This is a genomic window from Serratia sp. TSA_105.2 (assembly GCF_052692115.1).
Map to the genome: position 1 here is coordinate 1 of NZ_JBQZFT010000003.1, position 12,390 is coordinate 12,390.

Below are 12,390 nucleotides of genomic sequence, written 5' to 3' on the forward strand. Positions count from 1 at the left end.
GGTCGCGGTCAGCCCAGTGCGGGTTAGTCGGGTTGTGGTTGAGGTAGTCACGCCACAGGACTTCGGCGATGTCCGCCATGCCCATAGGGGCTCCCGGGTGGCCGGAATTTGCTTTTTGTACGGCGTCCATGCTGAGTGCGCGGATGGCGTTGGCAAGCTCTTTACGAGAAGACATAACGAAACTCCAGTACGGTTACAGTTGAGCGACCAACATGTCTTCCAGCTTCTGCTGGTCGACGGCGAACAGGCGAATGCCTTCGGCGAGTTTTTCCACCGCCATGGCGTCCTGATTGTGCAGCCAGCGGAATTCCGCTTCGGCCAGCGGGGCAGGTTGATGGAAGCCCTCGGTAGACGGGGTCAGCTTGCGCTCGACCGGCTGGTCGCTGTTTTTCAGCTGTTCAAGCAGGTTCGGCGCGATGGTCAGGCGATCGCAGCCGGCCAGCGCCAAAATCTGCTCAACCTTACGGAAGCTGGCGCCCATGATCACCGTCTGGTAACGATGACGCTTGTAGTATTCATAGATGGCACGCACCGACTTCACGCCCGGATCCTGATCGGCATCGTAGTCGGCGGCAGGCTGTTTGGCCTGGTACCAGTCATAGATGCGGCCGACGAACGGCGAGATCAGATACACGCCGGCTTCGGCGCAGGCGCGGGCCTGGGCGAAGGAGAACAGCAGCGTCAGGTTGGTGTTGATGCCTTCTTTTTCCAGCTCTTCGGCCGCTTTGATGCCTTCCCAGGTGGAAGCCAGTTTGATCAGGATGCGCGATTTGTCGATGCCCTGTTCCTGATACATGGCGATCAGCTTGCGCGCTTTGGCGACGCACATGCCGCGATCGAACGACAGGCGGGCGTCCACTTCGGTGGAGATGCGGCCCGGCACGCTTTTGAGGATCTCGACGCCGATATTGACCGCCAGCTTATCGCTGGCGTTGATCAGCTGGGTTTCCTTGCTGCCGCCCTGGCGGCGGGCATACTCCAGCGCTTCGGCGATCAGCGCTTTATACTGCGGCAGCGCGGCGGCTTTCAGGATCAGCGAAGGGTTGGTGGTGGCGTCCTGGGGTTCGAACTGGCGGATGGATTCGATATCGCCGCTGTCGGCGACTACCGTGGTCAGCTGCTTGAGTGCGTCTAATTGATTCATTGATAAGCTCCTTGACCAAGCTCAACGTAGGGAAATGAGAACCTTTTTCATCGTAGGGGGAACACACTGCATCATCGGGTTGGGAATGAAAATGCGCTTTTTCTGATTGTTGCGATGGATAATAACAATGAATGCCGAATAAACCCAGGCGGGGCGCGGCTTGCGGCGGTGGCAGGCGAAGGGGCGGTAGCGAGAGAACCAAAAAAAGAAGGGTTCAGCGCCAGGCTGAACCCTCAAAGATCGCCTCATTTGGCCGATTATTTGCTCAGGTTGACATCGATCGCCTGGTAGAAGGCGTTGGCGGTGTCGGCTATATCCCACACGGCAAGGATCACGTGCGAACCGCTGCGATCTGCCGGTATGTTGCACTGGTGGGTCACCTGCGCAGCAGGGATGGCGCCGCCGTCGTTGAACTGGCAGAACGGCGTCAGGTCAAAGGAGGCGCGGGTCAGCGGTTGCGAAGCGTCCCAGTTCGGCTTGGTGATGAAATAGCGCCAGCTGGTGGTGCTGTGACGCGCGGTCAGCTTCCAGGTAAAGGAATTCGGGCCGGTTTTCAGGTTGAGCTTGTTCCAGCGCGTCGGCGTTTGCTGATCCAGTTCGAAGAAGGTGGACTTGTCGGCGCTGGCGATATGGCCGTCAGCCGGACCGGCCTGCGGGAAGCCTTTCAGGCCTTCGACGCTCTGCGGTTCATACTGCACGCTGCCGCACTGGGTATTGAGCTGCAGTTTGCACTGATAGGCGCGGCTGGCCGGCGATTCGACATAACCGTGGGCATTCGCCTGTTGCGAAACGCCGAACATGGCCGCGCTCAGCAGGCCCAGAGAAAGCAGGGTACGGGAAGTTTTGTTCATAAGTCACTCCTGACTGAAATTATGTTGTAAGTTGAGCGTATTTCACCGACAAAATGAGAGGCTAATAACGTAATTGGAAATAACCATTTCTGTCGGCTTGTTTTATTTTTATCATTCTGGTTGTGCAGCAGAGCGGAATGTTTTAGCGGCTATTAACGAAAAATATTATGATGACGATCTTTGATCGTTAGGCCGAATTTATTTAACTTTCACAATGTAAAAGCACGGCGCTATGATGAAATTTATATCAGGTAGTGATGAATAGTATTTAAGATAGCGCTCTCATTTATGAAGTATATTGCTTGTTGCCTTGAGCACCCTTGTTCGACTTGATCGATTTTTGTGCGCCACCACCTTGGGGATTTAGTGTCATTTTTCTTATTTTATTTTAAAGAGGAATTTGTATGACTAGATTATCCCTGGACGCGATTAAAATAATCAGCACCATCAAGAGCACCGGCTCTTTCTCTATGGCGGCGGAGGCGCTGCATAAAACGCCTTCGGCGATCTCTTATCGGGTTTCCAATATTGAAAGCAAACTCTGCGTGAAACTTTTTCATCGCAATGGCCCCATGATTACCCTGACGGATGAAGGGGAGTTTCTTCTGCAGGAGGGCAGTTGGATATTAAATGCGGTGCAGGATCTGGAAAGTCGGGTAAGAAACATCCCCAAGCTGGACAATAATATCCGCCTGGCGGTGGACACCTTCTTCCCGCTGGAGACCCTGACGCAGGATATCCGCGACTATATTCAGCATTGCCCGAATGCCAATATTTCGGTGCAGCGGGAAGCGCTGAACGGCACCTGGGATGCGCTGAAGAACAACCGGGCGGATCTGATCATCGCCATCGGCCAAATTCCCGACAGCGTACAGGCCAAAACCCTGATGCTCGGCAAGCTCAACTTTGTGTTGTGCGTGTCGCCTTCGCACCCGTTCGCGGCGCAGAGAAAGCCGGTGTGCAAGAAGCAGCGCTTGAACGACATCGTGGTCGCGATCGCCGACAGCAGCCATGAACTGCCCAAACGCAATCACGGTACGCTGCCTCTGCAGCGCCAACTGGTGGTGTGCGACGTGGAAAGCAACCTGGCGCTGCTCAAACGCGGCATCGGCCACGCTTTTCTGCCGCCGTCGCTGATTGAAAAGGAGCTGGCCAGCGGCGAACTGGTGACGGTGCCGGTGGAGATGCAGAAGGGCGACGAAATGATTTGGCTGGCGTGGCATCCGGCCAGTAAGGGCGCCGGGTTTAACTGGTGGCATGAGCGGCTGACGCGCAAAAGCGATGTTTACAGCCTGATGGGCCGGGAAGTGGTGCGGGATGGCGGCTATCCTTGGTGCCACAACTGAAGGGATAGAAACGAAGGGACGCGAAAATCAAACGGTTAACTCAATGAAAACCCCGCAGCGTTCGGCTACGGGGTTTTTTTATGGCTTAGGCCACGCGGCCCACCTTCAACCAGGCGCTGTCGGAACCGGGCGCCGAGGTGATATAGCCCCACTTGGTCTGCCAGACGTAACCCTGATAGGACACCAGCGCGCCCTGCGCGTAAGTGGTGCCCGGCACGTAGGCCGGTGCCGTCATGATCGGCAGGTTGCCGGGGCCGACGCCGGTGTAGCGCAGGCCGGTGCCCATATCCAGCTGGCTGTCGTCGTAGTCTGCGGCGTTGAAATAGCGATCCAGCGCGGCCAGCAGATCGCCGTTGCGGTTGTCTTGCCCCAGATGCCAGAACATCACGCCGCCCAGCTGCTGCTGCTTGATGTACTTCGCTTTGTATTTGAAGCTTTCAGCATCGTCATAGGTGACGAACAGCCCGTTCTGCGCATGGTACAGGTAAGGGGTTTTGGTCTTGTCGTTCCACAACCGCTGATAGCCGTAGTTGCCCTGCAGCATCTGCTCCAGCTGGCGATAGGAGGCGATGCGTGGATCCTTGTCGCGCACGCACTCTTCGCAGCCCACCAGCCAGTAGTCGGTGCTCGGATACGGATCTTCGCCCGGCGTGCTGTGGCTGCTGTACTGGCCGCCGTTGCTGCCGCTGACGCCTTTGAAGGCGCGGCCGTAGAAGGGGACGCCCATCACGATCTTGGCGCTCGGCACGCCTTCCATCATCAGGTGCTGCTGCACCGCGGCGTCGACCGTCAGGCTGAACGGGCTGGGGAAAGCGCGGGTCAGCTCTTCCCAGCTCCAGCCCAGATTGGCTTCGCGCAGCGCGTTGTAGAAGGTCGGCCCGGTCGCATCGCCGAACAGCGCCGCCTGGTGGTTGGTGATCTTCTCCCAGGGGCCGGCCAGATCGTAGGTCATCAGGTTGATGTAATCGAGCGGCGCGACGATCTGCGCCAGTTTGCTGTAATAACGCGACAGGAAGAAAGCGCCGCCGGCGCCGGCGATGGTTAACTGATACGGCAGCGCCTGGCGGCCGTCGGCGACGGTTTGCTGATTCAGCAGGGTGCGGATCTCTTGCAGCGCGGCGATGAAACCGTCCACTTCTGAGGCCTGCGGGTACTCCCAGTCGATGTCCACGCCGTCGAAGCCGTAATCCTTCATGATGCGCACGCAGGATTGGGCAAACTTGGTGCGCGATGCCGGGGTCTTCACCGCGTTGACGTAGTTGGCGTGCGACACGCCCAGATCGTTGGAGTAGTACCAGCCGCCGATGGAGAACATGATGCGCAGGCGGGGGTTGTGCGCTTTGAGCGCGGTCAGGCGATTGACCACATCACGCGCCTTGGCGTCGTTGGTGGCCGGATCCCAGGCGCATTCCAGATTGCTGTTGATATCCAGGAACGAGAAGTTGATGTGCGTCAGCTGTTTGGCTTTGGCCGGCGTGATGTTGGAAACCGGGAACGGCACGACGGACGTATCGGACTCGGTGTAATTATTGATTTGGTTGGTCGGAATAAAATAATACCCAATAACGGCTTTGCGTGTGGACATGGCATTTCTCCAAAGTGGATGTTTTTATGATAGGGAACTATTTCCCGCAGCCATTAATGTTTATTTTCCATGAAAACAAAAGTCGAAATAAATCACGATAACAATGAATTTTTATTCACTGCCGTACAAATTGGCGGTTATGCGTTGTGCCAGCGCTCAGCATGAATGAATTCGACCATAGGGTCTGTATTTATTCATTTGCTTTGTCATAGCATCCTTAACTAGATTCTGATTATCCGATGACCCACCGGCCGTGATTGGCATTTAATTAAAAATAAAAAAGGAGATGAGCTATGTCCAGCATAGAGCCTGACGCTGTTGGCTTAATAGTCCAGCGAGTATGTGAATATCTTCAGCCGGTATTAAACGCCATTTTGGCCGGCGTAATGGCGTTATTGCACGGCGCCTATCGCAACGTGGGCATTCGGCGGCGTTTATTGAATGCGGCGATGTGCGCGTTATTGGCCTGGACGGTGCGTGATGCGCTGGCGCTGATGGGCCTGGAATTAAAGTGGGCGAATTTAGCCAGCGTGCTGATTGGCTTTATGGGGGCGGATTACATCAACGCCTTAATTAAGAAATTCATTGGCAAAAAAACGGGGTTTAAAAATGTTAAATGACATCGAAGATATTCGTTTTACCGCCCGCAGCGAAGAGAACCTGCGCGGCGTGCACCCGGATCTGGTGCGCGTTATTCGTTTGGCGCTGCGTTATTCGCTGGTGCCGTTCTCCGTCAGCGAGGGGCTGCGCAGCATGGCGCGCCAGCGGGAAATGCTGCGCGCCGGCAGTAGCCAAACGTTGCGCAGTCGCCACCTGACCGGTCATGCGGTGGACGTGGTGGCGATGCCGGCGGGCGTGGTCTCCTGGGAGTGGGATTACTACGCGCAGATTGCGGTGGCGGTGCGGCGCGCGGCGCGTGAATGCGGGGTTAACGTCGAATGGGGCGGCGAGTGGAAAACCCTCAAGGATGGCCCGCATTTCCAGTTGGCGTTCCGGGATTACCCGGCATGAGCGGCTGGCTGCAAAAACTGATGCAGGGCGGGTTGCTGCTGCTGTTGCTGGCGGCCATCTGCCTCGGCGGCTACAGCTCGCTGCTGTCGCACCAGTTGGCGTTCGCGCGGCAACAGGCGGCAGAACTACAGAAAAGCCTGGCGCAGCAGGCCGGGCTGATCGCCACCCTGCAGACCCAGGATGCGCAAAACCGCGCGCTGATGGCGGCGCAGCAGCGGCAGGAACGGCAGCTGCGCCAACAACACGAGGCTTATCAGAGGAAATACCGTGAAGCGATTAAAAACGATCCCTGCGCCGCTCAGCCTCTGCCTGGCGCTGTGTTTGAGCTCCTGCGCCCGGCCGCCGGCGCCGCAGGCCGTGCCGCTGCTGCCCCCTGAGTCGGTGTTTGCGCCTTGTGAGCAACCGCAGCTGCAAGGGGAGACCTGGGGCGATGCGGTAAGCTATACCCTGGCGTTACAAACCTCGTTACACATTTGCGCCAGCCAGGTGGAGACGCTCAACGCCTGGCGCGCCACGCTGCCGTCGCACTGACGGCGACGTTTCTCTGCTCGTCCCGCAGACCTTCTTTTTTTACTTTTAAAACGGCCTTTCGGCCAAGGTTATGGCGTGCTTCAAAGTTTGTGATGTTTCTCTCACTATACTTCAAGGCTGTGCCCTGTCATTGTACTTGGGCGCCACGGCCCACGGCAGGGCGCAGCCTCAAAGCCTTACCTCAACATAAAAGCAAAAAACAAAGGAATCCATAATGGACGAACAGCTCAAACAGAGTGCCCTTGATTTCCATCAGTTTCCTGTCCCAGGGAAGATCCAGGTTTCCCCTACCAAACCGTTGGCGACCCAGCGCGATCTGGCGCTGGCCTATTCGCCGGGCGTCGCCGCGCCTTGCCTCGAGATCGCCGAAGATCCGCTGGCGGCCTACAAGTACACCGCGCGCGGCAACCTGGTGGCGGTGATCTCCAACGGCACGGCGGTACTGGGTCTGGGCAATATCGGCGCGTTGGCCGGTAAGCCGGTGATGGAAGGCAAGGGCGTTTTGTTCAAGAAGTTTTCCGGTATCGATGTGTTTGATATCGAAGTGGATGAGCATAACCCTGACAAATTAATCGACATTATCGCCGCGCTGGAACCGACCTTCGGCGGCATCAACCTGGAAGACATCAAGGCGCCGGAGTGTTTCTACATCGAACAGAAACTGCGCGAGCGCATGAAGATCCCGGTGTTCCACGACGACCAGCATGGTACGGCGATCATCACCACTGCGGCGGTGCTCAACGGCCTGCGCGTAGTGAAGAAGAATATCTCCGACGTGCGCCTGGTGGTGTCCGGCGCCGGCGCGGCGTCCATCGCCTGTCTGAACCTGCTGGTGGCGCTGGGGCTGCGTCAACAGAACATCACCGTTTGCGACTCCAAGGGCGTCATCTATAAAGGCCGCGACGCCAACATGGAGCAGACCAAAGCCGCCTACGCCATCGAGGATAACGGCCAGCGCACGCTGGGCGACGCCATCCCGAACGCCGACATCTTCCTCGGCTGCTCCGGCCCGGGCGTCCTGACGCAGGATATGGTGAAAACCATGGCGCGCGATCCGCTGATCATGGCGCTGGCTAACCCGGAACCGGAAATTCTGCCGCCGCTGGCCAAAGCGGTGCGCCCGGACGCCATCATCTGTACCGGCCGTTCCGACTACCCGAATCAGGTGAACAACGTCCTGTGCTTCCCGTTCATTTTCCGCGGCGCGCTGGACGTGGGTGCCACCACCATCAACGAAGAGATGAAGCTGGCCTGCGTGCATGCCATCGCCGATCTGGCGCTGGCGGAGCAGAGCGACGTGGTGGCTTCCGCCTATGACGATCAGGATCTCTCCTTCGGGCCGGAATACATCATTCCGAAACCGTTCGATCCGCGTTTGATCGTCAAGATCGCGCCGGCGGTGGCCAAGGCGGCGATGGATTCCGGCGTGGCGACGCGCCCGATCGAAGACTTCGACGCCTATGTGGAGAAGCTGGCGGAGTTCGTCTACAAAACCAACCTGTTCATGAAACCGATCTTCTCGCAGGCGCGCAAAGAGGTGAAGCGGGTGGTGCTGGCGGAAGGCGAGGAAGAGCGCGTGCTGCACGCCACGCAGGAGCTGGTGTCGCAGGGGCTGGCCTTCCCGATCCTGGTCGGCCGCCCGAGCGTGATCGAGATGCGCCTGAAAAAACTGGGTCTGCAGCTGACGCCGGGCAAAGATTTCGAAGTGGTAAACAACGAGTCGGATCCGCGCTTTAACGAATACTGGGGCGAGTACTACCAGATCATGAAACGTCGCGGCGTCTCGCAGGAACAGGCGCGCCGCGCGGTGATCGGCAACCCGACGCTGATCGCCGCCATCATGCTGCACCGCGGCGAAGCGGATGCGATGATCTGCGGCACCATCGGCAGCTACCACGAGCATTACGACGTGGTGAAGAACGTGTTCGGCTTCCGTGAAGGCGCGCACGTCGCCGGCGCGATGAACGCGCTGCTGCTGCCGAGCGGCAACACCTTTATCGCCGACACCTACGTCAACGACGATCCGACCCCGGAACAGCTGGCGGAGATCACCCTGATGGCGGCGGAAACCGTGCGCCGCTTCGGCATCGAGCCGAAGGTGGCGCTGCTGTCTCACTCCAGCTTCGGGTCTTCCGACTGCCCGGCGGCGCGCAAGATGCGCAAAACGCTGGAGCTGGTGAACGAGCTGGCGCCGGAGCTGGAGATCGACGGCGAAATGCACGGCGACGCCGCGCTGGTGGAGAGCATCCGCCACGATCTGATGCCGGACAGCCCGCTGAAAGGCTCGGCCAACCTGCTGATCATGCCGAACATGGAAGCGGCGCGCATCAGCTACAACCTGCTGCGCGTCTCCTGCTCGGAAGGGGTGACCGTCGGGCCGGTGCTGATGGGAGTCGCCAAGCCGGTGCACATCCTGACGCCGATCGCCTCGGTGCGCCGCATCGTCAACATGGTGGCGCTGGCGGTGGTGGAAGCCCAGACCGAACCGCTGTAAGCCCGGGTTGAGTGACTGGCCCCCTGCGCCGCTGGTGCTGGGGGCTTTTTTATGCCTTGCAGCGTGCGGCGATGGCGCGGATATCCTGCGGGGTGGTACGGCAACAGCCGCCGATCAATTGTGCGCCGAGCGTGCGCCACTCCGTCGCCTGATCGGCCAGGCTGCCGTGCTCGCCGCCGCAGGCGTGCCAGGTTTTGCTCACCGCATCGTAGTGCTCGCCGGAGTTCGGGTAGACCAGCAGCGGTTTATCGGCCAGCGCGCCCAGCTGGCGCAGCGCCGGGGCGACCTTGTCCAGCGCGATGCAGTTGATGCCGATGGCCAACACCTGCGGGTTGCCGCGCAGCGCGGACAGGACCTCCGTCAGCGGCGTGCCGTCGCTGAGGTGTTGGCTGTCGCGCAGGGTGAAGGCGAACCAGGCGCCGAGCGTCGGGAATTCCTGCAGCAGCGTCAGCAGCGCCTGCAGTTCGGCGAACGACGGCAGCGTTTCGCAGGCCAGCAGATCGACGCCGGCGGCGGCCAGCGCGGCGATGCGCGGGCGGTGGAAGGCAATCATGTCGTCCTGCGCCAGCCGGTAGTCGCCGCGGTATTCCGAGCCGTCGGCCAGATAGGCGCCGTACGGGCCCACCGAACCGGCGATCAGCAGCGGCGCGGCCTGCGGGTGCGCGGCCAGATAATCGCGGCGCGCCCGCTGCGCCAGCTGCACGCTTTTGGCGATCAACGCCAGCGATTGCTCCTGATCCAGGCCGCGGCGCAAGAAGCCCTGCGGCGTGGCCTGATAGCTGGCGGTGATGGCGCAGTGGGCGCCGGCGTTGAAATAATCGAGATGCACCTGATAGATAAGCTCAGGATTTTCAATCAGCACCTTGGCTGACCACAGCGGATCGGTCAGATCGCAGCAGCGCGCTTCCAGCTCGGTGGCCAGCGCGCCGTCCAGGATCAGCGTGGGGTGTTCGGCCAGCAGGCGGGCGACGGGGTTGTTAACCGACATGTTGTTCTCCCAAAGCGGTTTTTTGCCCGGCGCGCCGGGTCAGGAAATAGGTGAGGTAACACAGGGCGACGAACGGCAGCCCGCAGTAGAGCGCAATGCGCTGCTCCGGATCGAACGCCAGCCCGATGCAGGCCAGCAGGCACAGCGCAAAGCCGAGGATTGGCGTCAGCGGGTAGCCGGGCGCGCGGTATTTCAGGCCGCTTATCGGCTGGCCGCTGCGCAGGTAGGCGCGGCGGAAAGCAAAGTGGGCCGCGCAGATGCTCAGCCACACCGCCACCACCGCAAAACCGGAGATCGCCGACAGGGCGACGAACACCGTGTCCGGCGCGATCACGCTGGTCAACAGCGCCAGCACGCCGCCGAGCATGCTGAAGGTCAGGGCGTTGATCGGAATGCCGCGCGCATTGACGCGCGCAAAGTAGGCCGGCAGGGTGCGCTGGTGGGCCAGCGACCACAGCATGCGCCCCGAGGCGTACAGGCCGGAGTTGGCCGCCGACAGGATGGCGGTCAGGATCACGAAGTTGAAGATATCGGCGGCGTAAGGCACGCCGATGCGTTCAAACACCAGCACGAACGGGCTTTTGACGATCCCCGCCTGATCCATCGGGATCAGCGCCGCCAGCACGAAGACCGTGCCGATAAAGAACAGCATCAGGCGGATCACCGTAGTGCGGATCGCCAGCGGCACGACTTTTTCCGGGTTCTCGGTTTCACCGGCGGCGATGCCGATCAGCTCCGTGCCGGAGAAGGCGAAGTTCACCGCCACCATGGTCATCAGGATCGGTAGCGTGCCGTGCGGCAGCCAGCCGGAAGCGGTCAGGTTATGCAGGAACGGCGCTGGGGTGCCGTCTTTCATCGGCAGCAGGCCGAACATGGCGGCGCCGCCCAGAATGATAAACGCCAGAATGGTCACTACTTTGATCAGCGAAAACCAGAATTCGCTTTCGGCGAAAAAGCGGGTGGTCACCACGTTGAGCAGGAAAATGGCCGCGCAGAAGATCAGGCACCACAGCCACACCGGCGACTGCGGGAACCAGTACTGCATGCAGAATCCGGCGGCGGTCAGGCTGGAGCCGAGCGCCACCGTCCAGGTGAGCCAATACAGCCAGGCGACGGCATAGCCGGTGGCCGGCCCCAGATAGCGCGAAGCATAGACGTGAAAAGCGCCGGTTTCCGGCATCGCCACCGACAGCTCGCCCAGGCACAGCATCACCAGATACACCACCAGCGCACCGATCAGGTAGGCCAGCAGCGTGCCGAGCGCCCCGGTGGTGGAGATGATGTAGCCGGTGTTGAAAAACAGTCCGGTGCCGATCACGCCGCCCAGCGACAGCATCACCAGGTGCCGGGCCTTCATGCTGCGTTTGAACTGTCCTGCGGCGGGTGCCGATGGTTGCATAATAATCTATCCATATAGACGTCTAAATATCTGAATGGCTATTGGTTATACCCGCAATGCTTTTTCAACGCAATGCGCAGCCGGCGATCGGCGCGTAAAAAAATCGTTAAGCCGGATCTATATGCAAATGATAATTATTATCTATAATGTCGCCATTTTCGATAATGGGGCAACATGATGAGATACCTGATTTTATTGGCGGCGTTGGCGCTCGGCGCCTGCAGCCAGGCGCCGGTGAAGGCGCCGGCCAACGACGTCGCGAGTTTGGGGAGCATCACCGATCTGCACAGCGGCGCGACCCTGACGCCGGAGCAGCTGTTGACGCGACTGGCACAGTAGCCGCGGGTGATCCTGGGGGAGAAGCATGACAATCCTTACCACCATCAGATTGAGCAATGGCTGGTGCAGCAGCTGCCGCTGCGGCGGCCGCAGGGCAGCGTGCTGATGGAGATGATCAACCCGAACCAACAGGCGCAGGTCGACAAGGTCAAGCAGTGGTTGCAGAGCGATCCCACGGTGCGTGACGGCCGCGTAGCGGAGCTGATCGCCTGGCAGCCGGGCTGGAAGTGGGCGCTGTATGGCGGGGTGACGATGGCGGCGATGCGCGCGCCTTACCCGCTGTGGTCGGCCAACCTGGATCGCAGCGAGATTACGGCGTTCTATCAGCAGCCGCAGTTCCCGGCGGGGCAGCTATCGGCGCAGCCGGCGGTGCGCAAGGCGCTGGAAGAGACCATCCGCACTTCGCACGGCGGCCAGATTGGGGCCGACCAGCTACAGGCGATGTTGGCGATCCAGCAGCAGCGCGACCGGCGCATGGCTGAGCGCCTGCTGGCGGCGCCGACGCCCGCGCTGCTGATCGCCGGCGGCTATCACGCCGCCAAATCGGTGGGGGTGCCGCTGCACGTGCGGGATCTGCAACCGGCGGCGGCCCCGACGGTGCTGATGCTGGCGGAGCCGGGCGTACAGGTTGATGTGAACACCGCAGACTACCTGTGGATCACACCATCAGTGAAATGAATACGTTAAGACAGTGAAAAGGGG

The 12,390-nt window shown here is 60.0% G+C and carries 12 protein-coding genes and 1 pseudogene; 7 read left to right on the plus strand and 6 right to left on the minus strand.

From position 1 onward, the window contains the following. From ACUTSC_RS11060 to ACUTSC_RS11070, 3 genes are all read right to left on the minus strand, one after another. On the minus strand, positions 1–175 hold a 175-nt coding region (locus ACUTSC_RS11060; protein WP_440492577.1), incomplete at its 3' end, for a hypothetical protein. A gap of 18 nt (positions 176–193) precedes the next feature. Then, positions 194–1,144: a transaldolase gene (gene tal / locus ACUTSC_RS11065; RefSeq protein ID WP_197768965.1), complete on the minus strand. Its 951-nt coding sequence runs from the start codon at positions 1,142–1,144 to the stop codon at positions 194–196. A gap of 257 nt (positions 1,145–1,401) precedes the next feature. Continuing rightward, a complete protein-coding gene (locus ACUTSC_RS11070) occupies positions 1,402–1,995 on the minus strand; it encodes a lytic polysaccharide monooxygenase (protein WP_004936574.1) in 594 nt (197 codons plus the stop codon). A gap of 404 nt (positions 1,996–2,399) precedes the next feature. Between ACUTSC_RS11070 and ACUTSC_RS11075 the strand changes: the two genes are divergently transcribed. Continuing rightward, positions 2,400–3,341: a LysR family transcriptional regulator gene (locus tag ACUTSC_RS11075; protein WP_063988884.1), complete on the plus strand. Its 942-nt coding sequence runs from the start codon at positions 2,400–2,402 to the stop codon at positions 3,339–3,341. 85 nt (positions 3,342–3,426) lie between these two features. On the opposite strand, the gene ACUTSC_RS11080 is transcribed toward ACUTSC_RS11075, so the two are convergent. Beyond that, positions 3,427–4,926 carry a glycosyl hydrolase family 18 protein gene (locus ACUTSC_RS11080; protein ID WP_445653329.1) on the minus strand — a complete coding sequence of 500 codons (1,500 nt, stop codon included), beginning with the start codon at positions 4,924–4,926 and terminating at the stop codon, positions 3,427–3,429. Positions 4,927–5,219: 293 nt separating this feature from the next. Between ACUTSC_RS11080 and ACUTSC_RS11085 the strand changes: the two genes are divergently transcribed. The 5 genes from ACUTSC_RS11085 to maeB all read left to right on the plus strand — a co-directional run bounded on the left by ACUTSC_RS11085 (position 5,220) and on the right by maeB (position 8,962). Continuing rightward, the gene (locus ACUTSC_RS11085; protein WP_004936551.1) at positions 5,220–5,546 is read left to right on the plus strand and encodes a phage holin, lambda family; all 327 of its coding nucleotides are present in this window, start codon (positions 5,220–5,222) and stop codon (positions 5,544–5,546) included. Further along, entirely contained in the window at positions 5,536–5,937 is a 402-nt protein-coding gene (locus ACUTSC_RS11090) for a M15 family metallopeptidase (RefSeq protein WP_174158531.1), read from the plus strand. The genes ACUTSC_RS11085 and ACUTSC_RS11090 overlap by 11 nt, the downstream gene beginning before the upstream one ends. Then, complete coding sequence (locus ACUTSC_RS11095) at positions 5,934–6,314, plus strand: DUF2570 family protein (protein ID WP_197773410.1); 381 nt, start codon at positions 5,934–5,936, stop codon at positions 6,312–6,314. Before ACUTSC_RS11090 ends, ACUTSC_RS11095 begins: the two co-directional genes overlap by 4 nt. Continuing rightward, positions 6,295–6,468, plus strand: coding sequence for an Rz1-like lysis system protein LysC (gene lysC, locus ACUTSC_RS11100; RefSeq protein ID WP_197768962.1), 174 nt, complete (start codon positions 6,295–6,297; stop codon positions 6,466–6,468). The genes ACUTSC_RS11095 and lysC overlap by 20 nt, the downstream gene beginning before the upstream one ends. Before the next feature lie 214 nt (positions 6,469–6,682). Then, positions 6,683–8,962: an NADP-dependent oxaloacetate-decarboxylating malate dehydrogenase gene (maeB, locus tag ACUTSC_RS11105; RefSeq protein ID WP_016926766.1), complete on the plus strand. Its 2,280-nt coding sequence runs from the start codon at positions 6,683–6,685 to the stop codon at positions 8,960–8,962. Positions 8,963–9,011: 49 nt separating this feature from the next. On the opposite strand, the gene mmuM is transcribed toward maeB, so the two are convergent. Then, the gene (mmuM, locus tag ACUTSC_RS11110) at positions 9,012–9,950 is read right to left on the minus strand and encodes a homocysteine S-methyltransferase (RefSeq protein WP_445653330.1); all 939 of its coding nucleotides are present in this window, start codon (positions 9,948–9,950) and stop codon (positions 9,012–9,014) included. Then, complete coding sequence (gene mmuP / locus ACUTSC_RS11115) at positions 9,940–11,349, minus strand: S-methylmethionine permease (RefSeq protein WP_047730133.1); 1,410 nt, start codon at positions 11,347–11,349, stop codon at positions 9,940–9,942. Before mmuP ends, mmuM begins: the two co-directional genes overlap by 11 nt. Before the next feature lie 177 nt (positions 11,350–11,526). Here mmuP and ACUTSC_RS11120 point away from each other — a divergent pair. Then, positions 11,527–12,366, plus strand: a pseudogene (locus ACUTSC_RS11120) (ChaN family lipoprotein). Positions 12,367–12,390: the final 24 nt, after the last annotated feature.